Below are 24021 nucleotides of genomic sequence, written 5' to 3' on the forward strand. Positions count from 1 at the left end.
ATATTTTTATTAATTTTCCATGTTTCACGTGAAACATTTTTATATACTTACCGAATTACATCTGTTCCGGACACTGAATACCAAGTAAACTTAAAGCGTCTTTTAAAATAGACTTTGTAATGATAACAATATTGGCTCTTGTATACTTTATATTTTCATCCTCAACATTAATCTGACACTCATGATAAAATTTATTGAATGCTTGCGCCAATGCTACCGCATATCTTGAAACAACAAACGGCTCCATCTTTTCCGCTGCATCGGAGACAACCTGCGGATACCGGGCAATTTCCTTAAGTAATGCCATAGATACATCATCGGACAAAACTGAATAATCGTAGACAGACGGTACATCACCAATTTTCCGAATTACACTGGCTGCCCTGGCATAAGTATACTGAACATAAGGACCTGTTTCCCCATCAAAATTTAAAAGTTTTTCCCAATCAAAGATGACATCCTTAATTCTCTGATTATACAAATCATTAAACACAATTGCGCCAATACCAACCTGCTTTGCTACTTCTTCCTTATTTGGAATATTCGGATTCTTTTCTTCAATAATACTGCGTGTCTTTTGAATTGATTCATGAAGAATATCCTCAGCATAGATAACATGACCCTTACGTGTAGACAATTTACCACCCTTTAAACTAACGAGGCCATACGGTACATGCATTAAATCTTTTGACCAATCATAACCCATCAATTCAATAACCTTGAACCACTGGGCAAAATGAAGTTTTTGTTCGAGTCCGGTAACATAAATACACTTTGAGAAATCATATGTTTTCTTGCGATACATAGCGGCTGCGATATCTCTTGTAGCATATAAAGAACTTCCGTCTTTTTTTGTGATCAGGCATGGAGGCATATTATACTCTTCCAGGTCAACAATCTGAGCACCGTCACTGACTTTGATCAAACCTTTTTGCTTTAACTCTTCAATAACCGGCTGCATCTTATCATTATAAAAACTTTCTCCGGCGAAAGAATCAAACTCCATACCAAGAAGCTCATACACCCGCATAAATTCTTTTAAGCTAATCTCCCGGAACCATTTCCATATACTTAAAGCTTCTTCATCTCCATGCTCCATCTTCGTAAACCATGCTCTGGCCTCATCATTTAAAGAATCGTCTTTTTCTGCTTCTTCGTGGAATTTTACATAAATACGCATCAATTCCTCGATACCTTTTTCCTCAACAGCTTTTTTACTGCCCCAGTTCTTATAAGCAACGATTAATTTACCAAACTGAGTTCCCCAATCCCCTAAATGATTAATTCTTTCCACATGATATCCCAATTTTGTAAATATCTTATTTAAAGAATTACCGATGATCGTTGTACGGAGATGACCAACATGGAAATTCTTGGCAACATTTGGTGATGAATAATCGATACAGATTGTCTTTCCCTGACCCTCATCAGATCCTCCATAATTCGAATCGGATAAGTAATTTTCCACAATCTGTCTGGCAAACATGGACTTATCCACAAAAAAGTTTAAATATCCACCAAGGCATTCCACTTTATTCAGGAAATCCGGACAACCGATTTTCTCTTTTAAGTCCAATGCGATCATTGGCGGCGCCTTACGAAATACCTTAGCAAGCTTAAAACATGGAAAGGCAAAATCACCCATCTCAGATTTTGGAGGAATCTCTAAAAGACTATTTATTTCCTCAGCATCCATATTTTCAATTTGAGCATCGAGTAACTCTACAATTTTATTTTTCATTTATAAATTTCCCCTTTTGTTATATTGCTCTAACATTTAAAATTCTGCAAAATAAGTATTCTATCCTTTATTTTGGACATATACAGATATTGTACAACATATTTAAGAAAATATCCATTAAAAAATATTTGTATATGTATAATAATTATCTTATAATATAAAGTACAAAAAATGCTTATTTAAAGGAGAATGATTCATATGAGAAATTACAAAAAGCTCCTGAACGCAGGAATTATTTCTTCTGCTCTTCTTTTCACAACATGGGGAATTAATAAACTGATTTTTCTCCGGGCAGGAATGAAGGATATGCTGTTTTGTGAAAACAAACATCAATATTCATGGAGATTCGGAAATATCTTTTATACAAAAAAGGGCAGTGGTTCCCCACTCCTCTTGATTCATGAATTAAAATGTACAGCTTCCGCTGATGAATGGAAATCTTTGATCAACCAATTGTCAAAAGATCATACCGTTTATGCTTTGGATTTAATTGGATGCGGACGCTCTGAAAAACCGAAAATGACATATACAAATTATATCTATGTCCAATTGATCAATAATTTTATTAAAGATGTCATTGGAGCCAAAACAGACGTGATCACCAGTGGTTCTTCATCAAATATTGCCATTATGGGATGCTACAGTGAACCTGATCTTTATCGACGGATCATGATGGTAAATCCTTTATCGATGAAAGATATGGCTAAATATCCGAAAACAAACCATAAAACATTAAAATACTTAGTAGAACTTCCTTTAATTGGAACAACTATTTATAACATAGCAAATTCCCATGGTACCATATTCAAAGAGTATAAAAAGAAAACGCTTTATCCGGATATTCATACGCAAAAGGATGTGGATACAATGTATGAATCCAGCCATCTCGGCGGTCCTTCAGCCAGATACCTCTATGCCAGTGAGCGAAGTCATTTTACCAATATCAATATGCTCCATGCCTTAAAAAAGTTGAATCATTCAATGTATATCATTGGCGGAAAAGATTTAAAAGACATAGAACATACAATAGAAGACTATGTATCCATTAATCCTTCTATTGAAACAGAATTGGTTGATAACTGCAAACAATATCCGCATATCGAACAGACCGATGCTTTTTCCGCCCTCTGTTCCATTTATTTGTCCTGAAAGGAGTTATACACATGGCAGAAAAATGCTATCGCAGTGAATTAATCGGGCTGTTTGGTTGTCCGGTAGATGAAAATCCGACAGTTGTTATTATGGAAGCTGCTTTTAAAGCTCTCGGATTAAATTATCGCTATAACACGATGCTCGTGTACCCGGAAAATTTGGAGACAGCCGTAAAATCTTTAAAAGCGCTTCACATGAAAGGAACACATATCACGATACCCCACAAAGTAAGTGTGATACCTTATCTGGACCGTTTAACAGACACGGCTGCCCTGATTGGCGCTGTAAACACGGTATATGAAGATCATGGTGAAATGGTCGGTGAAAATACGGATGGAAAAGGATTTATAAAATCCCTGGAAGATGAACATATAAAAATTTCCGGCAAAAAAGCAGTGATTCTCGGGGCCGGTGGAGCCGCCAGAGCGATTGCTGTAGAACTTGCCCTGGCCGGAACCCGGAAAATCATCATTGTCAATCGTTCCCCGGACAGAGGTGAAACCCTCGTTAAGCTGATTAATGAAAAAACAACAGCCCACGCAGAATTCACACTCTGGGAGGGCTGTTATAATGTGGATGAAGATACAGATATTCTTGTAAACTGTACATCCATTGGTTTATATCCTGATACAAATGTACCAAATATTGATTATAATACGCTTAAATTCACCACCGTCGTCTGCGATATCATCCCAAATCCGCTCCATACACGTTTTATGGCAAAGGCACAGGCTTGCGGCTGTAAAACACTGGATGGATTTTCCATGCTGATCAATCAGGCCGCTGTTAGTTTCAAACTCTGGACCGGAATCGACGCTCCGGTAGAAATCATGAAAATGGCCATGATGAAAGAAAATGGTGATTTATAAAGGTTCTTTTGAAGGCTTACCTGCTTTTCTCGGGTAAGCCTTTTTTGTAGGTTTTATCTTTTCGATAATCACAAGAGAACGCTCCATATCCGTATCTGCCAAATTGTAAGACAGGCAATCCTTAACATTTCCTCCAAGCATTGTCACAGCTCTCTTTGCCCCTTCCAATTCTTCCTGTACTTTTCCTGATTTATAAGGGACAAAATGACCACCAATCTGAACAAAAGGTATACAATATTCCGATAATGTGGATAAGTTGGCCACGGCCCGGGAGACACACAGATCAAACTGTTCCCGGTACTTTGGATTCCTTCCAAAATCTTCAGCTCTTCCATGAATCGTCTCTATATCTGTTAATTCTAACGCTTCAATCACCCGATTTAAAAAGTTAATCCGTTTATTCAGAGAATCCAGAAGTACAATTTTTAACTCAGGAAAAGCAATCTTTAATGGAATTCCCGGAAATCCAGCGCCAGTCCCCACATCGATCACTTTTAAGGGTTGATTCAGATCAATAGCTTGTATCAGAGAAAGGCTGTCAACAAAATGCTTATCAACAACTTCATCGTATTCCGTAATCGCTGTCAGATTCATGACTTTATTTGTCTCAATCAGCATCTCATAATACATTTGAAACTGACACAATTGTTTCTCATTAAGATGAACATTTAGTTTTTCTAAAACATTTTCAAATTTACTCATACCGTTTCCTTTCGATGTGACCGATTAAACTGCTCCATATAAATGAGTAATACGGATATATCTGCCGGCGTTACTCCTGAAATACGCGAAGCCTGTCCTACGGAATGCGGACGAACTGCCGACAATTTCTGCTGTGCCTCAATCCTCAAACCACTGATATCATTATAATCCAACGCTTCAGGAATTAATTTAACTTCCATTTTTTTAAACTGTTCCACTTGTCTCAGTTGGCGGGTAATATAACCTTCATACTTTACATGAATATTTACCTGCTCAATAACTCCTTCCGGTAATGGTTCCCTTTCTTTGTCCAATGGTTCCAGAATTTCATAGGAAAGTTCAGGTCGACGAATAAGTTCAGCGAGAGATACCGCCGTTTTAAGCGGTGTACTTTTATGAGCTTCAAGAAACTCCTGAACCTCTTTTGAACCACCGATCATCACATGCTTTACCCGCTCAATTTCTTTTTCAATCATTGCTTTTTTCTCTAAAAGTGCTTCATAACGTTCATCGGATATCAATCCAACCTGATGACCAATCGGTGTCAGACGCATATCCGCATTATCCTGACGCAGAAGCAAACGATATTCTGCTCTTGATGTCATCATCCTGTATGGCTCATGGGTCTCTTTTGTGACTAAATCATCAATAAGTACACCTATATAGGCTTCTGACCGCTTTAAAACGATCTGTTCTTTTCCAAGTAATTTCATAGAGGCATTAATTCCCGCCATAAGTCCTTGAGCTGCCGCCTCTTCATAACCGGAGCTTCCGTTAAACTGGCCTCCGGAAAAAAGACCTTCCACCTTCTTAAATTCCAGTGTCGACTTAAGCTGTGTGGCCGGAATGCAATCATACTCAATCGCATAGGCATTTCGCACAATCCGGGCATTTTCAAGTCCCGGCACTGTCCGGTACATCCGATATTGAACATCCTCCGGCAATGAACTTGACATTCCGCCGATATACATTTCATTTGTATAATTTCCTTCCGGTTCAATAAATACCTGATGCCGGTTCTTATCCGCAAATTTAACCACCTTATCCTCAATAGAAGGACAATAACGGGGACCCACCCCTTCAATCACACCTGCATAAATCGGTGAACGATCCAGGTTGGAACGAATAATCTCATGCGTTTTCTCATTTGTATAAGTCAGCCAACAGGATACCTGGTCTTTTTGAACATCTTCAGGATTGGTCGTAAATGAAAATGGTACAACTGTTTCATCTCCAAATTGTTCTTCCATTTTACTAAAATCGATACTTCGTTTATCAATACGGGCCGGCGTTCCTGTTTTAAAACGCACCAGTTCAATTCCAAGGCGTTTTAAACTGTCTGAAAGATGAGTCGCAGCCTGAAGTCCATTTGGGCCTGTATAAGTAATCGATTCTCCGCACAGACATCTGGCTTTCAAATAAACACCTGTAGCCAGAATTGCCGCTTTACATGGATAAATTCCACCTGTATGGGTAACTACCCCGGATACATGTCCATCTTCTGTCAATATATCCACGATTTCAGCCTGTTTTACTGTAAGATTTTCTTGATTTTCTAATGTACGGCGCATAAATTCCGTATAATCATGTTTATCTGCCTGCGCTCTTAATGAGTGAACCGCAGGTCCCTTGGATTTATTGAGCATTTTTGACTGTATAAAGGTCTGATCAATAGTTTTTCCCATCTGACCGCCAAGAGCATCAATCTCACGTACAAGATGTCCTTTGGAACTCCCTCCGATATTCGGATTACACGGCATCAAGGCAATGCTTTCCACATTGACCGTAAATACAATCGTTTTTAAACCAAGACGTGCACAGGCCAAAGCGGCTTCACATCCCGCATGTCCGGCACCGATGACCGCAATATCATAATTTTCATAAGTATAAGACATAAAAAGCCTCCTATTTACCCATACAAAAATCACTAAATATGGTATTAATCAAATCTTCTCCAACAGATTCCCCGATAATCTTTCCAAGAGCCTCGTAAGCATTCATCAAATCAATAGAAAAGAAATCCTCCGGCATATCATCCGCAATACTTTGAAGTACCATCTTCAAACTGTCTGCAGCTTCCTGAATAGCCGCCTTATGTCGGACATTTGTTATATAAATCTGGTCATTAAATGTCAGCTTTCCTTCAAAAAACATCTGACGAATGTTTTCCGAGAATTGCTCCAATCCCTTCCTGTCTTTTACAGATACTTCCACGATTGGATGTTCTGTTTCTTTTTCAATGGCCGCTTTTGTTGTTTTCAAATCTAAATCTATTTTATTTAACAGTATGATTGTTTTTTTATTCCGAATCAATTTTAAAATTTCCAGATCATTTTCATCCATAGAAGTAGAACCATCTACAATATAAATAATTAAATCTGCTTCTGAAGCATATTTCTTTGCCTTCTCAACGCCGATTTTTTCAACAGTATCATCTGTATCACGTATACCAGCCGTATCAATAACATTCAATAAAATACCATCTACCTGGACTGTTTCCTCAAGGACATCTCTCGTCGTTCCCGCTATATCTGTAACAATGGCCCTTTCCTCACCGGAAAGATAATTTAATAAAGAGGACTTTCCCGCATTCGGTTTGCCTAAAATAACAGTTTTTATCCCCTCTTTTAAAAGCCGCCCATCATCACAGGACCTAAGCAGTTTTTCCAGAATTCCCATATTTTCGTCAATCTGTTTTTTTAAAGTCATTCCATAGTCGTCTGCGTTGATATGTTCCGGATCATCCAGAGCAGCTTCAATAAAAGCAATACTGCCGATAATACTCTTTCTTACTTCCTTAATCTGATTTAAAAGATTTCCCTGAAGCTGCTGAACCGAGCTTTTTAAAGCATATTCATTTCTTGAATTAATAATATCAATGACAGCCTCTGCCTGTGACAGATCAATCCTTCCATTTAAAAAGGCCCGTTTTGTAAATTCTCCCGGTTCGGCCGGACGGGCGCCATATTTAATCACTGTCTCCAGAATTTTCCTCATGACCACAACACCGCCATGACAGTCAATCTCCACCACATCCTCTGTGGTATAACTGTTCGGAGCCTTCATGATCAATACAAGTACCTCATCGATCATCTGGCTGCCGTCATATATATAACCATAGTGTATCGTATGAGATGGTACATTTTTTAGAGATTTTTTTCCTTTAGGACTTCTGTAAATCTGATCTGCGATTTCAATGGCAGAATCGCCGCTCAAACGCACCTTTCCTATGCCAGACGGCGTCATTCCTGTAGATATGGCAGCAATGGTATCACTGATCATGATAAAAACTCCTTTCCAAAAATTGCCCCCGTCTTTCATCCAAAGAAGGGGGCAATTTCCACTAATTTTTATTATAATCCTTACGGTATTCTCTGTTTTCCCGACGTTTCAATGTGATAACAACTTTGCGGTAAGGTTCATCACCTTCACTGTGAGTCTCCACATAACGGTCATTCTGAAGCGCAGAATGAATAATCCGGCGTTCATAAGGATTCATAGGTTCAAGTGTTACCGGACGGCGTGTCCTTTTTACCTTATAAGATAAGTTCTTTGCAAGATTCTCTAACGTCTGCTTACGACGTTCTCTGTAATCTTCCGTATCCACCTTTACCTTAATGTAAGCATCACTTTCTTTATTGACTACAAGACTGATCAAATACTGAAGAGAGTCCAGCGTCTGTCCTCTTTTTCCAATCAAAATCCCCATCTCATCACCGGAAAAATCGATATTCATTGTCCGATTCTCTTCATTGTAGTCAATTTCTGATTTGACTTCCATATTCATGGCAGCAAACATCTTATTTAAAAATTCGTATGTATCATCTAAAAGATTGCTTTTTTTACGAACTTTAATAACTGCATCCTGTTTGCCGATCAATCCAAGAAAACCATTACTTCCTTTTTCAATGACTTCATACTCAATCTGATCACTGGTTGTTTCTAACTGAATCAACGCATTTGTGATCGCATCATCCACTGTTTTTCCTGTAACTTCTATATAATCCATCTTTTATCCCTCCAATAAAAACAGCAAATCAATCGTCTTTTTTGCTCTTATCCAACATATGAGCAATTGATGAAATACTGCCAGGATCTAAAGGCACATCTTTGTCCACAGGCGTATAGTTCTTCGGCATATAATCTTTTTTCGAACGATTTGCCTTAGCTATATCACTCATAGACTGATACTTTTTCGTCTCTTCCTGAGCATTCGAAGCGCCATTGGACATGAGCTTTTCGGTAAATGTCGGTTTTCCTTTGCGTTCTGCAACTTTTTCTGCATTTTCTTTAACAAGTTCATCAATGTCCTTATTATTAAAGAAACGATTGACAATAACAACCATTAATGTACGGAATACAGAGTTACATACCCAGTAAAGACCAACACCGGCCGGCAATGTAAAGCAAATCCATACGGAGAATAAAGGCATGAAAACATTCATCATTTTCATTGACTGAGCCATATCATTTTCCGGAGCCGCTGCCGCATTGTTATTTTTCGGGGTTGTGATCTTAACACTGAGATACTGAGTCACACCGGCCAAAATCGGAATCAAAATTCCAGGGAAAATTCCGGCCATCCCCTGTGAAAAATGTACTGGCGCATCCATAACATTCAGGCCACCCGGCATAGAATTAATATTAATGATCGTATCTTTTACGTTGTTGATGGCCTGCACAACATTTGGATTAGATGCAAAGGCATTAGCTACCGTATCCCATCCGGTTGTTTTTACACCATTTAAAGCATCAATGATTTTCTCAATATCCTGAAAGTCAAACTTTGTGACAGATATTTTCAATTCTTCAATCAACTGATCCATAATAGCCGCACCGCCGGTCGTCTGCTGAATCGGAGTGGCAATAGTCAAAAACAGATCATGAATCGAATTAACATAGGACGGAATATTATATATAATCCGGTACAATGCTAACAAAATTGGAAAAGAAATTAATACCGGAAGACATCCGGAAGATGGGCTGGCCCCATATTTTTTATAGACTTCCATCGTTTCAGCCTGCATACGGCGTTGTGAAACTTCATCTGTCCTTCCTTTATATTTCTTGTTAATTTTCTGAATTTCTGGTGTTACAAGAGCTGATACTCTTGAATAACGCTGCTGTTTTATAGTCAACGGCAACATCAAAATATTGGCGATCAATGTAAATAATATGATTGTCAACGCAACATTTGGTATCCCCACTAAATCAAGAACTTCATAAATTGCGTTCATGATTAGACCAAATATCAATGCAAATGGTCCTAGGATACCCCCCACTTTTGTAAGAACAATTACATCCATGTTCTATTTCCTCCTTAATTTAGGGAACCGGATCATAGCCACCTTCATGAAATGGATGGCATCTTAGTATTCTTCTTATAGCTAAATAACTTCCCTTAACTGCCCCATACTTTTCCAACGCCTCAATAGCATACTGGGAGCAGGTTGGCACATAAATGCAGCAAGGTGCCTTAAGCGGAGAGATATATTTTCTGTAAAAACGAACACATCCTATTAATACTTTTTTCATTGCAAATCGCTGTCCTTTAACAAATCCAGTTTTTTTGACAACTGACTGAGACTTTTTTCAATAACATGATAATCCGCATCTTTTGCTGCAACTCTGGCAATCACAACAATATCATAGCCTTCTTTATAAAGCTCTTCGCTCAAACGATAATTCTCGCGGATCAGTCTTGCCAGATGATGTCTTACAATACTGTTCCCTACCTTCTTACTGACAGAAATCCCCAAATGATTTCTTTTCAGGCCGTTTTCCAATTTATATACAACCAAATACCGATTGGCACATGATGTCCCCTTTTCATAAACGGCTCTGAACTGCTGATTCTTTTTCAATGATTCCGAAAATTTCATTATTCATTCTACCTAAAGATTTCCCTAAAGAAAAAGGCCACATATTTGCGGCCTAAGCTGATAATTTATTTCTACCTTTAGCTCTTCTTGCTGCTAAAACTTTTCTGCCGTTAGCAGTGCTCATTCTCTTTCTGAAACCATGAACTTTACTTCTCTGTCTCTTTTTTGGCTGAAATGTCATCTTCATTTATAAACACCTCCCTTTATGAAAAATGAGATAAAATATCTACTATATTATAGTCATTTCCCCAAATCTCGTCAAGCAAAACCTTTGCTTTTTTTTGCAATTGTGGATAACTTGATTATCAACACAATTATCCCCACATTTACATAATTCTATCCACATAATGTGAATAACTTGTGGATAACTGTTTATAAGTTTTATAAAAATACGATAAATCCACAATTTATTGGAAAAACGGCCTGTTTATAATGTGATTAATTTTCCTTTTATTTATTAACATTAACATAATTAGTCCAGATAAATATCACTTTATGTTAATTCATAAATAATTCTTATCCACATAGTTATCCACAATTTTAATGTTGATATCTCATCATTTTTGTAATAAAATATATATGTGAATTTATGCTCAGGGGGATTGTAATATTGTGTTGTCTTTAATAAAAGAAAAATGGAATGATATTCTTGAACAAATGAAAATTGAAAATGACATCAGCGAAGTGGCTTTTACCACCTGGGTCAAATATTTCAGGCCTTATAAAGTTGAAGGTAATATGATCACTATTTCTATTGAAAAGGAAAATCTCGTTTTGGACCCAAGCTGGTTCTCCAAAAAATATCGTATGCCTTTAATTATTACGATCGCTGAAGTACTTGAAACTGAGTTCGATGTTCAATTTATTATTCCGGATTTATCTGAAAAAAATCGCATCAGTGAAGATGCCGAAAAAACAGATTCAGAGTCACTGATCAATGCTCATCTGAATCCAAGATATACATTTGAAACATTTGTCGTTGGAAAAAATAATGACATTGCCCATGCTACCGCTTTGGCCGTAGCCGAAGATCCCGGTATTTACGGCAACCCGTTGTTTATTTATGGCGGCGCCGGTCTCGGCAAAACCCATCTACTGCATTCCATCGCTCATTACGTTTTAGGTAAACACCCGGATTATCGTATTATTTATGTAACATCTGAAGAATTTACAAATGAACTCGTCCATTCGATTCAACATAAGCAGATTGAAAATTTTAAAAACAAATATCGAAACATTGATATGCTTTTGATTGACGATATTCAGTTTATTGTTAATAAAGAAAGTACCCAGGAAGAATTTTTCCATACTTTTACAACATTATACGAATCTAAAAAACAGATTGTTATATCTTCCGATAAACCACCAAAGGATATCAATGGTTTGGAAGACCGACTGATCACCCGATTCAAAGCGGGACTGACCGTCGACGTACAGCCTCCAAATTATGAAACACGTATGGCTATCCTTAAAAAGCGTGCGGAACTTGATAACATCATGGTCGACGATGAATCATTAAATTACATCGCTACGAATATAAAATCCAGTATTCGTGAACTGGAAGGTGCATTGAAACAGATTTACAATTTTTCAAGACTTCGCAAAAAAACAATTAATTTTGATTTAACAAAGGAAGCACTTGAAAATATTATTTCTCCGGAGGAAAAACGTCCTGTCACCTGTGAACTCATCATTGATACGGTTGCAGAACATTACAACATATCTCCGGATGATATAAAAAGTACAAAACGAAATAAGGAAATCGCTTATCCCCGTCAGATCTGTATGTATCTATGCCGTAAGATGACTGCTGATTCCTTACAGGCTGTCGGAAATTCTCTTGGAAAAAAGGACCACACGACAATTATTCACGGTGAAAAGAAAATATCCGATGATTTAAAACATGATGAAAATCTTAAAAATACAATTGATATATTAATAAAGAAGATAAATCCTCCAACCTGATTGTGGATAACCTCTTTATAATTTGTGGACGAAAGGTGATTCATAAGGGGATAATTTTTTTTTAACCTCCCGAATGTTGATTTTCAGAATTTGATGATGTGGATAATTTCAGAGTTATCCCTTAGTCATCCGGTCGGTTTCAACAGAGTTATCCCATCAAAAAAACCAGTAAAAATCAGGGGTTAAACGGCATATCCACATATCCACGGCCCCTACTACTACAACTACTATAAAATAATTATTTATATATTTATATGCGGCTGCCCGGAAGTTATTCACAAAATTTTCGGCAGGCTGAGAAAGGTTGATTTTTAACATGAAAATTATCTGCAGCAAATCTGAACTCCTCCAGGGAGTCAATACCGTATTGAAAGCAGTTCCTGCGAAGACAACGATGCCTATCCTTGAATGTATTTTAATTGATACAACAGATGGTCAAATTAAACTGACTGCAAATGATATGGAACTTGGAATCGAAACCAAAATTAAGGGGGACATTCTTGACAAAGGAAAGATTGCCCTCGAAGCAAAGCTTTTTTCAGAAATTGTCCGAAAACTTCCGGATAGTGAAGTTACCATACAGACAGATGAAAATTTCCGGGCTTTGATCAAATGTGAAAAAGCAAAATTCAATATTGCTGGAAAATCCGGTGATGATTTTTCTTACTTACCGGAGATTGAAAAGGATCAAATGGTTGTCTTATCCCAATTTTCATTGAAAGAAATTATCCGTCAAACTATTTTTTCTATTGCGGACAATGAAAACAATCGTTTAATGACCGGAGAACTTTTTGAAATCAATGGTAATGAAATGAAGGTTGTATCTCTGGACGGACATCGTATTTCCATTCGTAAAATTGAATTGAAAGAAGAATATAATCATATTAAAGTTGTTGTCCCTGGTAAAACGTTAAACGAAGTCAGTAAGATTTTGACCGGTGGTATTGAAGACTATGTTCATATGTTTTTCACCGGACGGCATATAGTCTTTGAATTTGATGATACCGTTGTTGTTTCCCGACTGATTGAAGGAGAATATTTCCGAATCGAACAGATGCTTTCCAGTGATTATGAAACCAAAATCTCAATTAATAAAAAAGAACTTCAAAGTTGTATTGAACGTGCTTCTCTTCTTGTCAAAGAAGGTGATAAGAAACCAATTATCATGAATATTTTAGATGATTCCATGGAATTAAAAATTAATTCTTTCATTGGTTCTATGAATGAAGATATTGATATTATAAAAACAGGAAAAGACCTGATGATTGGTTTTAATCCGAAATTTATTCTGGATGCACTCCGGGTAATTGATGATGAAAATATTGATATTTATATGATTAATCCAAAAGCACCATGTTTCATTCGTGATGAAGCGCAAAAATATATATATTTGATTCTTCCGGTAAACTTTAATCCGGGGGTATAGGAGATATTATGGAAGTTATTAAACTGAAAGATGAATTTATTAAGCTTGGTCAGGCTTTAAAAGCGGCCGGCTGTGTGAATTCCGGTCTGGAAGCTAAAATTGTAATAAAAGAAGGACAGGTTTGTGTCAATGGCGAGGTTGAGTATCAAAGAGGAAAGAAACTTCATGAGGGTGATACGGTAACCTTCGACGGTGAAACAATTAAGATTGAAAAATAATGATTATAAAATCTCTTGAACTACTTGATTATCGTAATTATGAAAGTCTTCAGATAAATTTCGATCGGGGTATTAATATTCTTTATGGAGATAATGCCCAGGGAAAAACCAATATTTTGGAATCTATTTATGTGTGTGCAACGACAAAATCCCACCGGGGCAGCCGGGACAGGGAGATGATTCGCTTTGACAGAGATGATTCCCATATTCGTATGTTTGTGGAAAAAAACGGCATCGAACATAAGATTGATATTCATCTGAAAAAAAATAAGACAAAAGGTGCGGCTATTGATGGGATTCCTATCAAAAAATCCAGTGAACTTATGGGAATGGTGAATGTTGTGTTCTTTTCACCGGAGGATCTGGCAATCATCAAAAATGGTCCTGCGGAACGCAGACATTTTATGGATATGGAGTTATGCCAGCTGAATAAATTATATCTTCACGATATATCGAACTATAACAAAGTAGTTAATCAGCGGAATAATTTATTAAAACAGGCTTATTATCAGGAGTCATTGAGAAGTACTTTGGATGTGTGGGATGCTCAGCTTGTTCGTTATGGTCTCCGTGTGATCAGAGAGCGAGAGAGATTTATTGAACAGATCAGTAAACTGATCTTTCCGATTCATGAAAAATTAAGCGGCGGAAGGGAACATTTAGATATCCGCTATGAGCCGAATGTTGACGAAAAGAGCTTTGAAGAACAGCTATTTATGCATCGTGAAAATGATTTAAGATTAAAATCGACTACCATAGGTCCCCATCGTGACGATATGGGTTTTTATATTGATGGTATGAATGTTCGTAAATATGGTTCTCAGGGTCAACAGAGAACGGCAGCCCTGTCTTTAAAATTGGCCGAGATTGATTTAGTGAAATTATTCATTAAAGATACGCCGATTCTTTTATTGGATGATGTTCTGTCTGAACTGGATAGTTTCCGGCAAAACTATTTGTTGGAGAGTATCTGCCAGATCCAGACAGTCATAACTTGTACAGGACTGGATGAATTTATTCATAATCGATTTAATATAGATAAAGTTTTTGAAGTGAAAAATGGGTCAATTGTAAATCAGCAACGGGAGGTTAAAGATGAGTGATAATTATAGTGCAGATCAAATTCAGATTCTAGAAGGGCTTGAGGCCGTTCGAAAAAGACCTGGTATGTACATTGGAAGCACTTCTTCAAAAGGCCTCCATCACCTTGTTTATGAGATTGTCGATAATTCGGTCGATGAGGCTTTAGCCGGTTACTGCAGCGTGATCAATGTTACAGTGAATAAAGATAATTCGATTACCGTCATTGACAATGGCCGTGGTATACCTGTAGATATTCAGGAAAAGGCCGGAAGACCGGCTGTAGAAGTCGTATTTACGATTCTTCATGCCGGCGGGAAATTTGGCGGTGGAGGATATAAGGTTTCTGGTGGACTTCATGGTGTCGGAGCTTCTGTAGTAAATGCCCTTTCTGAATGGCTGGAAGTTATTGTCTATAAAGACGGAAAAGAATATAAACAACGATATGAACGGGGAAAAGTGGTCAGTAATCTGGAAGTTGTCGGAGAGACGGAAAAGCAGGGAACAAAGGTTACTTTTAAACCGGATACATTGATTTTTGAGGATACGGTTTATGATTTTGAAATTTTAAAAGAGCGGTTAAGGGAAACGGCATTTCTTACAAAAAATCTGAGGATTGTTTTAGTCGATGATCGGGGAGAAAAACCTGTCGAGAAAATATTTCACTATGAGGGTGGTATTAAAGAGTACGTTCAGTATCTGAACCGTCCTCATGATGTTTTATATCCGGAAATTATTTATTGTGAAGGTGTCAAAGATAACGTTTATGTGGAAGTAGCTTTACAACATAATAATTCCTACACGGAAAGCTGCTATAGTTTTGTTAATAATATTATTACTCCGGAAGGCGGTACTCATCTGATCGGTTTCCGCAATGCTTTAACGAAAACCTTTAATGATTATGCAAGGAAGAATAAATTGCTTAAAGAGAATGAACCTAATCTTTCGGGTGAGGATATCCGAGAGGGTCTGACAACGATTATCAGTATTAAAGTCGAGGAACCTCAGTTTGAGGGCCAGACGAAGCAGAAGCTTGGAAATAGTGAGGCCAGGGGGGCTGTGGATAATATTGTCAGTGAACGGCTGATGGTTTTCCTTGAGCAGAATCCGAATGTAGGTAAAATTATTGCTGAAAAAGCGGTTTTAGCTCAGAGAGCCAGAGATGCGGCACGGAAAGCCAGAGATTTAACACGACGTAAAACAGCGTTGGAGACCATGAGTCTTCCGGGAAAACTGGCAGATTGTTCGGATAAGGATCCGGCTAACTGTGAGATTTATATCGTTGAGGGAGATTCTGCCGGAGGTTCGGCGAAAACAGCCCGTTCCCGTGCGACCCAGGCTATTTTACCTTTGCGTGGTAAAATTTTAAATGTGGAGAAATCACGTTTGGATAAGATTTTGGTCAATAACGAGATTAAAGCTATGATTACGGCTTTCGGAACAGGTATCCATGAAGAATTTGATATTTCGAAGCTTCGCTATCATAAAATTATTATTATGACGGATGCCGATGTGGACGGAGCACATATTGCAACGCTTTTGCTGACGTTTTTGTATCGTTTCATGCCGGATTTGATTCGTGAGGGATATGTATATCTGGCGCAGCCGCCATTATATAAAGTTGAAAAGAACAAAAAAGTATGGTATGCCTATGATGATACGGAATTGAATAATATTCTGACAGAAATAGGGCGGGACCAGAATAATCGAATTCAGCGGTATAAAGGACTTGGTGAGATGGACCCAGAACAGTTATGGGAGACGACGATGGATCCGGACCGGCGGATTCTTTTAAAAGTAACTATGGATGACGCAAAGATGGCAGCTCTTAACGACACATTTAATGTTTTGATGGGAGATAAGGTAGAGCCTCGGCGTGAATTTATCGAGACTCATGCCAAATATGTGCGGAATCTTGATATTTAAAAAATGGAGGAACTGATGAATGGATGATTTAAGCAATGTTTTTGACAAAGTCCAGGAAGTGGATCTTCAGGAAACAATGGAGCAATCTTATATCGAGTATGCCATGAGTGTTATCGCCTCCAGAGCATTGCCGGATGTAAGAGACGGGTTAAAACCCGTTCAGAGACGTATATTATATGCAATGATTGAGCTGAACAATGGACCGGATAAGCCGCATCGTAAATGCGCACGTATCGTCGGTGATACAATGGGTAAATATCATCCGCATGGCGATTCTTCGATTTATGGTGCTTTGGTAAATCTGGCTCAGGAATGGTCGACCAGATATCCTCTGGTCGATGGTCATGGAAATTTCGGTTCTGTGGATGGTGACGGCGCAGCCGCCATGCGTTATACAGAAGCCAGACTGAGTAAAATTTCTATGGAAATGACAGCAGATATTAATAAAGATACGGTGGATTTTGGTCCGAACTTTGATGAGACGGAAAAAGAGCCGATGGTGCTTCCGTCACGATTTCCAAATCTGCTGGTGAATGGCACAACGGGTATTGCTGTTGGTATGGCAACGAATATTCCGCCCCACAATCTCCGGGAAACCATCGACGGCGTCTTAAAAATTATTGAAAATAAGATTGACTATGATAGGGATACGGAAATTGAAGAACTTTTAGATATTGTAAAAGGACCGGATTTTCCTACGGGTGCGATGATTCTTGGAAAAAATGGAATAAATCAGGCCTATCGTACCGGACGGGGAAAAATCAAGGTACGTGCGGTGACAGATATTGAACCGATGGGGAATGGACGTCAGAGAATCGTTGTTACAGAACTTCCGTATATGGTCAATAAGGCAAAGTTAATTGAAAAGATCGCAGAACTGGTTCGTGACAAACGGGTGGAAGGCATATCTGATTTGAGAGATGAATCCAGCCGTGAAGGTATGCGGGTTGTTATTGAGTTGAAGAAAGATGCAAACCCAAATATCATTTTGAATCATTTATATAAACATACGCAGCTTCAGGATACTTTTGGTGTGATCATGCTGGCATTGGTCAATAATGAACCTATGATTCTTAATCTCAAACAGATTTTAGAATTATACCTTAAACATCAGGAAGAGGTTATTACCCGACGTTCCAAATATGAATTGAATAAGGCGGAAGAGCGGGCACATATTTTAGAGGGCTTATTAATTGCTCTGGATAATATTGATGAAGTGATTCACATTATCCGTTCTTCAAAAAATGTGGCTGAAGCTAAGGAAAAATTGATTCAGAGCTTTGATTTGACGGATGTGCAGGCACAGGCTATCGTTGATATGCGTCTTCGTGCTTTAACCGGTCTGGAACGGGAAAAGCTGGAAGGTGAATATGCTGAGCTGGAAGCAAAAATTGCTGAATTAAAAGCGATTCTTGGTGATGAGAAACGTCTTCTTGGCGTTATTCGTGATGAAATTATAATTATTCGTAATAAATATGGTGATGACCGCAGGACATCGATTGGCGTTGATGACGATGAAATTACGATTGAAGACTTAATTAAAAAAGAAAATACGGTCATCGCAATGACAAAGCTTGGTTATATTAAGCGGATGACGGTAGATAATTTCCGCAGTCAAAATCGGGGCGGCAAGGGTATCAAGGGTATGTCCACACTGGATGACGACTACATTGAAGATTTGCTGATGACAAGCACACATCATTTTATTATGTTCTTTACGAATAAGGGAAAGGCATATAGAATCAAGGCTTATCAGATTCCGGAATCTTCCAGAGTAGCGCGTGGAACGGCGATTGTTAACATTCTGCAATTAGAGCCGGGAGAAAAAATTACTGCAATGATACCTATTCGGAATTTTGATCAGGATGTTTATCTGTTCATGGCAACGAGGAAAGGTATTGTAAAGAAAACTTCGATTAAGGAATATGAACATATAAGAAAAACAGGTATTCTTTCAATTAATTTGAAGGAAGATGATGAATTAATTGAAGTAAAAATAACGAATAATGATAATGACATATTCCTTGTGACAAAACACGGAAAATGTATCCGGTTTAGTGAACAGGATGTGCGTCCAACCGGCCGTACATCGATGGGAGTTATTGGCATGACCCTGGATGACGAGGATGAAATCATCGGTATGCAGTTGGATACACAGGGAGATTCGCTTCTTATTGCTTCGGAAAATGGTATGGGTAAACGAACATCTTTAAGTGAATTTAATCTTCAGCACAGGGGAGGTAAAGGTGTTCTTTGCTATAATATCACAGAGAAAACAGGAAATGTTATCGGTGCAAAAGCAGTTAATGACAGCCAGGAAATTATGATGATTACTTCCGGCGGTATTATCATTCGTATGCCGGTGGATGGAATTTCTAAAATCGGACGTTATACCTCCGGTGTAAAATTGATGGATGTGGACGTAGAAAATGATATTAAAGTTGCAAGTATCGCCAAGGTTCGGGAAGCAGAAACGGATGAAACAGACAATACAGAGACAGGTGGAGAAACTGAATGAAGATAACATATATTCATCATAGTTGTTTTGTTGTTGAGATTGAAGATTGTATCTTTGTATTTGATTATTATAAAGGAAAACTGCCGGAGTTTGATAAAAATAAACGAATTATTTTCTTTGTAAGTCACAGTCACGGAGACCACTTTAATCCGTCTATTTATCAATACGCGGAATACAATCCATATGTCACGTATGTTCTTTCAGATGATGTGCGTCACAGCTTAAGTTTTGCTGTTCGTCTTGGAACTGGTGGAGAAAATACCATTTTTGTGGATAAGGACAAATTATTATATCTGAATGTGGATAACCGGGGAGTTTCCAGAAAAGAAGGAGGCTCCCGGGATATAAAAATTGAAACGTTAAAATCTACGGATGAAGGCGTGGCATTTTTAATTGAATATGCTGGAAAATCTGTTTATTTTGCAGGAGATCTGCATTGGTGGTCCTGGACAGGCGAAAGCGAAGCTGACAGAGAACGCCGTGAGAAAGAGTATAAATATGAAATGGACAAAATAAAAGGGCGTCATTTTGATGTGGCTTTTGTTGTGCTTGATCCCCGGCAGGAAGAACATTATTGGTGGGGCATGAATGAATTTATGCGTACAGCCGATGCAGATATTGTTTTTCCGATGCACTTCTGGAAGGATTATAAGCTGATTGAGAAATTTAAAAATGGAGAATCTGCACAGGATTACAAAGAAAAAGTTGTGTCGATCAGTGAAGAGGGACAAATTTTTGAAATATAATAACATCATGGGATGGAAAGAGGAAGAAAAATGACAGCAATATTAGCAATTTCAGTAGCATTGATCATGGGATTATTGATGACCCGTATATTACGACCATTAAAATTACCGGACGTTACGGCCTATTTGATCGCCGGTGTTTTAATTGGGCCTTATGTTCTTGGACGTTTGAATATACCGGGAATAGGATTTGTATCGACCAGCGATGTTGAGCAGTACGCTTTGATTTCAAATGTAGCATTGGGATTTATTGCTTTTACAATTGGTAATGAATTTCGTCTGTCCCAGTTAAAGAATATCGGACGTCAGGCGATGATCGTTGGTATTGCTGAAGGATTGGTTGCATCTTTATGCGTAAATATAGCAATGTTTGTACTTCACATCTTTCTTGGAGCCAAGCTTCCGATTACAACAGCCATTACTTTGGGGGCCATTGCAACCGCTACAGCTCCCGCTGCGACATTGATGGTTGTACGTCAGTATAAGGCGAAAGGAAAATTAACGGATATTCTTCTTCCGGTCGTTGCATTGGACGATGCGGTAGCTCTGATGGTATTTGCCGTTTCTTTCGGTGTGGCTATGGCTTTAAAAGATGGTGCTTTTAATATGACGTCTATTTTAGTTGAGCCTTTTCTGGAAATTGTTCTTTCATTGATTGTCGGGGCCTTTATGGGATGGCTGCTGACCAAGTTAGAAACATTATTTAATTCCAACAGCAATCGTTTGTCATTAACTATTGCTTTTGTATTTTTGACCGTTGGAATTTCTATGCTGGAATTTGATGTTGGCGGTGTACATATTCAATTTTCTTCGCTTTTAGTTTGTATGATGCTCGGAACCATTTTCTGTAATATATGTCCGTTGTCTGAAGATTTGATGGAAAAGTCTGACCGTTGGACGGCACCTTTATTTGCTTTGTTCTTTGTCATCAGTGGTGCAGAGCTTGAATTAAGTGTTTTTTCAGATATAAGTATCGTTATTATAGGTATTGTCTATATTGTATTTCGTTGTATCGGGAAGTATCTGGGCGCCTGGTCCAGTGCAAAAGCTGCCGGATGTGATTCTGTGGTCCAGAAATATTTGGGAATTACGCTCTTTCCACAGGCCGGAGTTGCTCTGGGAATGTGTATTACGGCGGCCGCAAAATTTGGTGCAGAGGGAGCAATGATTCGGAACATCGTTCTTTTCTCAGTTTTGGTTTATGAACTTGTAGGTCCTTCAATGACAAAATGGGCTTTGAAGAAAACCGGAGATATTCAGCCGAAGAGTGCGGAAGTTATTAATCGAAGAGCTATGAAACTGCAGGAGGCAGAAGAAAAGAAAAAAGTAATGTAATAAAAAAGGGGCTGTCCTGAAAAATTAATTCGGTGATAGCCCCCTCATTGATTTGGAGGTTTAGAGATGAGAGATATATCTTGTCATGTAATCAGGGATACTATCCAGGAAATGTGTATTCAGGCAACGCATTTTTTATCGGATGATATGGTAGAAGCCATGAATCATGCTATAGAGACAGAAGAATCCACATTGGGAAAGCAGGTATTAAAGCAACTTGAAGATAATTTAAAAATTGCAGGTGAAGAAATGATCCCGATTTGTCAGGATACGGGAATGGCTATTTTTTTCATAGAAATGGGCCAGGAAATACATATTGTAGATGGAATACTGGAAGAGGCGATCAATGAAGGTGTGCGTCGGGGATATACAGAAGGCTTTTTACGAAAATCCGTGGTTGAGGACCCGATTTACCGTAAAAATACAAATGATAATACACCGGCGATCATTCATTATCAGATTGTTCCGGGAGATTCTTTTAAAATCACTTTGGCACCAAAGGGATTCGGAAGCGAAAATATGAGCCGAATCTGTATGCTGAAACCGGCGGATGGTATCGAAGGGGTTAAAAAGGCGATTCTTGAAACGGTAGATGCTGCCGGTCCGAATGCATGTCCTCCGCTTGTTGTCGGTGTTGGAATCGGCGGTGATTTTGAAAAGTGTGCATTGATGGCAAAACATGCTTTAACAAGAGCAGCCGGAAGTCATTCGGATATTCCTTATATAAAAGAACTTGAAATAGAAATGCTTGAAAAGGTGAATCAGTTGGGAATCGGACCGGGAGGACTTGGAGGTACAGTCACGGCTATGGCTGTAAATATTGAGACTTATCCGACACATATCGCTGGTCTTCCTGTAGCTATTAATATATGTTGTCATGTGAACCGACATGTGACACGAGAATTATAAAATTTAAGGAGAAAGCAGAATGGAAAAATATATTAGCGCACCCTTAAAGGATGAAACAATCAGAGAATTAAAGTCGGGAGATTATGTTTATATTAGCGGGACAATTTATACGGCCAGAGATGCGGCTCATAAACGGATGTATGAATCCATGCTTGCCAACGAAACAATTCCAATGAGTCTGGAAAATAATATTATATATTATATGGGACCTTCACCGGCCAGGGAAGGAAGACCGATTGGTTCTGCAGGACCCACAACCAGTAGCAGAATGGACAAGTATGCTCCGAAATTAATGGATTGTGGATTAAAAGGTATGATTGGTAAAGGAAAACGTTCTAAAGAGGTTGTAGAAGCGATCGTCCGCAATAAGGCTGTCTATTTTGCAGCAGTGGGTGGCGCAGGAGCTTTACTCTCAAAAGCGATTAAAAAATCTATAGTCATTGCTTATGATGATTTGGGAACAGAAGCTATACGGAAGCTTGAAGTAGTCAATATGCCAGCAATTGTGGTCATCGATTCAAATGGAAATAATCTTTATGAAAACGTTGTTAAAGAGTATCGGCAAATTTGATATTTACTATATATAATAAAAATAAAATAAAAAAATCTATATCTTGTGTTGTAAAAAAAATTAAAAAAATGTAAAGAAAATACATTGACAAGAAGGATTAATATGTATTATAATAGACAAGCACTGTAAAAGTGCGTAAAAATTTCATAGTTTTTAACTATTCGGAGAAGTACTCAAGAGGCCGAAGAGGTGCCCCTGCTAAGGGTATAGGTCGCTAACGCGGCGCGAGGGTTCAAATCCCTCCTTCTCCGTTTTGAATATAAAAAATATTCAAAAAAATTAAAAAAAGATGTTGACAAAAACTTGCAACTGTGTTATCCTATAAAAGTTGCACGACGGAGATGAGCAACATCAAAAAATGGACATTGACAATTAAACAATAAAACAATCCCGAAAGTTCTTGACTGTGAACACTTGATGAGTCTGAACGGACGAATCCAGTGTGAACGTCGTTACCTGACCACTTAACGAGGTATTTTCGAGTTTAGTGGCAGCGTAACAACTTTGAGAAAAAACGAATGGTGCCGAAAGGCACTCCAGACAGTAAAAAACGGGAAGATAACAGCTAGTTGTCATTCTGTTAGGATAGACAAAGCGGACACATCCGCTCCACTGGGTTCGAAAGGACCTCACCAAGTGGCCGGATGTTGGTTTTGACTAAGCTCAAAACCACTTCGCTAAGTCAAAACTCAAACATGAGAGTTTGATCCTGGCTCAGGATGAACGCTGGCGGCGTGCTTAACACATGCAAGTCGAACGAAGCACCTCAGATTGATCTCTTCGGAAGGATATCTCTGGTGACTGAGTGGCGGACGGGTGAGTAACGCGTGGGTAACCTGCCTCATACAGGGGGATAACAGTTAGAAATGACTGCTAATACCGCATAAGCGCACAGTACCGCATGGTACAGTGTGAAAAACTCCGGTGGTATGAGATGGACCCGCGTCTGATTAGCTTGTTGGCGGGGTAACGGCCCACCAA

Annotated in this window: 21 protein-coding genes, 1 tRNA gene and 1 rRNA gene; 14 read left to right on the plus strand and 9 right to left on the minus strand. The window is 38.4% G+C overall.

Annotated features, from left to right (window positions below; all coding sequences use genetic code 11):
- Positions 1 to 55 precede the first annotated feature (55 nt).
- Positions 56 to 1741, minus strand: a complete 1686-nt coding sequence (gene argS, locus EV212_RS06510) for an arginine--tRNA ligase (protein ID WP_132090597.1) — start codon at positions 1739 to 1741, stop codon at positions 56 to 58.
- A gap of 198 nt (positions 1742 to 1939) precedes the next feature.
- Between argS and EV212_RS06515 the strand changes: the two genes are divergently transcribed.
- Positions 1940 to 2890, plus strand: a complete 951-nt coding sequence (locus tag EV212_RS06515) for an alpha/beta fold hydrolase (protein ID WP_132090600.1) — start codon at positions 1940 to 1942, stop codon at positions 2888 to 2890.
- A gap of 14 nt (positions 2891 to 2904) precedes the next feature.
- A complete protein-coding gene (aroE, locus tag EV212_RS06520) occupies positions 2905 to 3762 on the plus strand; it encodes a shikimate dehydrogenase (protein WP_132090603.1) in 858 nt (285 codons plus the stop codon).
- On the opposite strand, the gene rsmG is transcribed toward aroE, so the two are convergent.
- From rsmG to rpmH, 8 genes are all read right to left on the minus strand, one after another.
- The gene (gene rsmG, locus EV212_RS06525) at positions 3757 to 4464 is read right to left on the minus strand and encodes a 16S rRNA (guanine(527)-N(7))-methyltransferase RsmG (RefSeq protein ID WP_132090606.1); all 708 of its coding nucleotides are present in this window, start codon (positions 4462 to 4464) and stop codon (positions 3757 to 3759) included. The genes aroE and rsmG overlap by 6 nt on opposite strands.
- Positions 4461 to 6359, minus strand: coding sequence for a tRNA uridine-5-carboxymethylaminomethyl(34) synthesis enzyme MnmG (gene mnmG / locus EV212_RS06530; protein ID WP_132090609.1), 1899 nt, complete (start codon positions 6357 to 6359; stop codon positions 4461 to 4463). The genes rsmG and mnmG overlap by 4 nt, the downstream gene beginning before the upstream one ends.
- A gap of 10 nt (positions 6360 to 6369) precedes the next feature.
- Positions 6370 to 7746: a tRNA uridine-5-carboxymethylaminomethyl(34) synthesis GTPase MnmE gene (mnmE, locus tag EV212_RS06535; protein WP_132090612.1), complete on the minus strand. Its 1377-nt coding sequence runs from the start codon at positions 7744 to 7746 to the stop codon at positions 6370 to 6372.
- A 61-nt stretch (positions 7747 to 7807) separates the two neighbouring features.
- Positions 7808 to 8473, minus strand: a complete 666-nt coding sequence (gene jag / locus EV212_RS06540) for an RNA-binding cell elongation regulator Jag/EloR (protein WP_132090615.1) — start codon at positions 8471 to 8473, stop codon at positions 7808 to 7810.
- 28 nt (positions 8474 to 8501) lie between these two features.
- On the minus strand, positions 8502 to 9770 hold the full coding sequence (locus EV212_RS06545) for a YidC/Oxa1 family membrane protein insertase (protein ID WP_132090618.1): 1269 nt from the start codon (positions 9768 to 9770) through the stop codon (positions 8502 to 8504).
- A 19-nt stretch (positions 9771 to 9789) separates the two neighbouring features.
- Positions 9790 to 9999: a membrane protein insertion efficiency factor YidD gene (yidD, locus tag EV212_RS06550; protein ID WP_132090621.1), complete on the minus strand. Its 210-nt coding sequence runs from the start codon at positions 9997 to 9999 to the stop codon at positions 9790 to 9792.
- Complete coding sequence (rnpA, locus tag EV212_RS06555) at positions 9996 to 10346, minus strand: ribonuclease P protein component (protein WP_132090623.1); 351 nt, start codon at positions 10344 to 10346, stop codon at positions 9996 to 9998. Before rnpA ends, yidD begins: the two co-directional genes overlap by 4 nt.
- Positions 10347 to 10398: 52 nt before the next feature.
- The gene (gene rpmH / locus EV212_RS06560) at positions 10399 to 10533 is read right to left on the minus strand and encodes a 50S ribosomal protein L34 (protein ID WP_132090626.1); all 135 of its coding nucleotides are present in this window, start codon (positions 10531 to 10533) and stop codon (positions 10399 to 10401) included.
- Positions 10534 to 10958: 425 nt separating this feature from the next.
- On the opposite strand from rpmH, the gene dnaA reads away from it, so the two are divergent.
- The 12 genes from dnaA to EV212_RS06620 all read left to right on the plus strand — a co-directional run.
- Positions 10959 to 12311 (plus strand): chromosomal replication initiator protein DnaA, encoded by a 1353-nt coding sequence (dnaA, locus tag EV212_RS06565; protein WP_132090629.1) that lies wholly within the window; start codon positions 10959 to 10961, stop codon positions 12309 to 12311.
- Between the two features lie 316 nt (positions 12312 to 12627).
- Entirely contained in the window at positions 12628 to 13737 is a 1110-nt protein-coding gene (dnaN, locus tag EV212_RS06570) for a DNA polymerase III subunit beta (protein ID WP_132090632.1), read from the plus strand.
- Positions 13738 to 13745: 8 nt separating this feature from the next.
- Complete coding sequence (locus EV212_RS06575) at positions 13746 to 13955, plus strand: RNA-binding S4 domain-containing protein (RefSeq protein ID WP_132090635.1); 210 nt, start codon at positions 13746 to 13748, stop codon at positions 13953 to 13955.
- On the plus strand, positions 13955 to 15058 hold the full coding sequence (recF, locus tag EV212_RS06580) for a DNA replication/repair protein RecF (protein ID WP_132090638.1): 1104 nt from the start codon (positions 13955 to 13957) through the stop codon (positions 15056 to 15058). Before EV212_RS06575 ends, recF begins: the two co-directional genes overlap by 1 nt.
- A complete protein-coding gene (gyrB, locus tag EV212_RS06585) occupies positions 15051 to 16961 on the plus strand; it encodes a DNA topoisomerase (ATP-hydrolyzing) subunit B (RefSeq protein ID WP_132090641.1) in 1911 nt (636 codons plus the stop codon). Before recF ends, gyrB begins: the two co-directional genes overlap by 8 nt.
- Positions 16962 to 16980: 19 nt before the next feature.
- Positions 16981 to 19479, plus strand: a complete 2499-nt coding sequence (gyrA, locus tag EV212_RS06590; protein WP_132090644.1) for a DNA gyrase subunit A — start codon at positions 16981 to 16983, stop codon at positions 19477 to 19479.
- A complete protein-coding gene (locus tag EV212_RS06595) occupies positions 19476 to 20225 on the plus strand; it encodes an MBL fold metallo-hydrolase (RefSeq protein WP_132090647.1) in 750 nt (249 codons plus the stop codon). Before gyrA ends, EV212_RS06595 begins: the two co-directional genes overlap by 4 nt.
- Before the next feature lie 30 nt (positions 20226 to 20255).
- On the plus strand, positions 20256 to 21560 hold the full coding sequence (locus EV212_RS06600; protein WP_132090650.1) for a cation:proton antiporter: 1305 nt from the start codon (positions 20256 to 20258) through the stop codon (positions 21558 to 21560).
- A 66-nt stretch (positions 21561 to 21626) separates the two neighbouring features.
- Positions 21627 to 22469 (plus strand): fumarate hydratase, encoded by an 843-nt coding sequence (locus tag EV212_RS06605; protein ID WP_132090652.1) that lies wholly within the window; start codon positions 21627 to 21629, stop codon positions 22467 to 22469.
- A gap of 19 nt (positions 22470 to 22488) precedes the next feature.
- Complete coding sequence (locus tag EV212_RS06610; protein ID WP_132090654.1) at positions 22489 to 23040, plus strand: Fe-S-containing hydro-lyase; 552 nt, start codon at positions 22489 to 22491, stop codon at positions 23038 to 23040.
- Between the two features lie 163 nt (positions 23041 to 23203).
- A tRNA-Ser gene (locus EV212_RS06615) sits at positions 23204 to 23291 on the plus strand.
- Positions 23292 to 23731: 440 nt separating this feature from the next.
- Positions 23732 to 24021: ribosomal RNA gene (locus EV212_RS06620) — 16S ribosomal RNA — on the plus strand; the annotation flags it as partial.

The sequence above is a fragment of the Frisingicoccus caecimuris genome (assembly GCF_004340975.1).
Taxonomy (GTDB): domain Bacteria; phylum Bacillota; class Clostridia; order Lachnospirales; family Lachnospiraceae; genus Frisingicoccus; species Frisingicoccus caecimuris.

Bases quoted from the DNA above. Each gene is read 5' to 3' on its own strand.
- argS (WP_132090597.1), bottom strand. From the start codon at position 1,741: ATGAAAAATAAAATTGTAGAGTTACTCGATGCTCAAATTGAAAATATG.
- EV212_RS06515 (WP_132090600.1), top strand. From the start codon at position 1,940: ATGAGAAATTACAAAAAGCTCCTGAACGCAGGAATTATTTCTTCTGCT.
- aroE (WP_132090603.1), top strand. From the start codon at position 2,905: ATGGCAGAAAAATGCTATCGCAGTGAATTAATCGGGCTGTTTGGTTGT.
- rsmG (WP_132090606.1), bottom strand. From the start codon at position 4,464: ATGAGTAAATTTGAAAATGTTTTAGAAAAACTAAATGTTCATCTTAAT.
- mnmG (WP_132090609.1), bottom strand. From the start codon at position 6,359: ATGTCTTATACTTATGAAAATTATGATATTGCGGTCATCGGTGCCGGA.
- mnmE (WP_132090612.1), bottom strand. From the start codon at position 7,746: ATGATCAGTGATACCATTGCTGCCATATCTACAGGAATGACGCCGTCT.
- jag (WP_132090615.1), bottom strand. From the start codon at position 8,473: ATGGATTATATAGAAGTTACAGGAAAAACAGTGGATGATGCGATCACA.
- EV212_RS06545 (WP_132090618.1), bottom strand. From the start codon at position 9,770: ATGGATGTAATTGTTCTTACAAAAGTGGGGGGTATCCTAGGACCATTT.
- yidD (WP_132090621.1), bottom strand. From the start codon at position 9,999: ATGAAAAAAGTATTAATAGGATGTGTTCGTTTTTACAGAAAATATATC.
- rnpA (WP_132090623.1), bottom strand. From the start codon at position 10,346: ATGAAATTTTCGGAATCATTGAAAAAGAATCAGCAGTTCAGAGCCGTT.
- rpmH (WP_132090626.1), bottom strand. From the start codon at position 10,533: ATGAAGATGACATTTCAGCCAAAAAAGAGACAGAGAAGTAAAGTTCAT.
- dnaN (WP_132090632.1), top strand. From the start codon at position 12,628: ATGAAAATTATCTGCAGCAAATCTGAACTCCTCCAGGGAGTCAATACC.
- EV212_RS06575 (WP_132090635.1), top strand. From the start codon at position 13,746: ATGGAAGTTATTAAACTGAAAGATGAATTTATTAAGCTTGGTCAGGCT.
- recF (WP_132090638.1), top strand. From the start codon at position 13,955: ATGATTATAAAATCTCTTGAACTACTTGATTATCGTAATTATGAAAGT.
- gyrB (WP_132090641.1), top strand. From the start codon at position 15,051: ATGAGTGATAATTATAGTGCAGATCAAATTCAGATTCTAGAAGGGCTT.
- gyrA (WP_132090644.1), top strand. From the start codon at position 16,981: ATGGATGATTTAAGCAATGTTTTTGACAAAGTCCAGGAAGTGGATCTT.
- EV212_RS06595 (WP_132090647.1), top strand. From the start codon at position 19,476: ATGAAGATAACATATATTCATCATAGTTGTTTTGTTGTTGAGATTGAA.
- EV212_RS06600 (WP_132090650.1), top strand. From the start codon at position 20,256: ATGACAGCAATATTAGCAATTTCAGTAGCATTGATCATGGGATTATTG.
- EV212_RS06605 (WP_132090652.1), top strand. From the start codon at position 21,627: ATGAGAGATATATCTTGTCATGTAATCAGGGATACTATCCAGGAAATG.
- EV212_RS06610 (WP_132090654.1), top strand. From the start codon at position 22,489: ATGGAAAAATATATTAGCGCACCCTTAAAGGATGAAACAATCAGAGAA.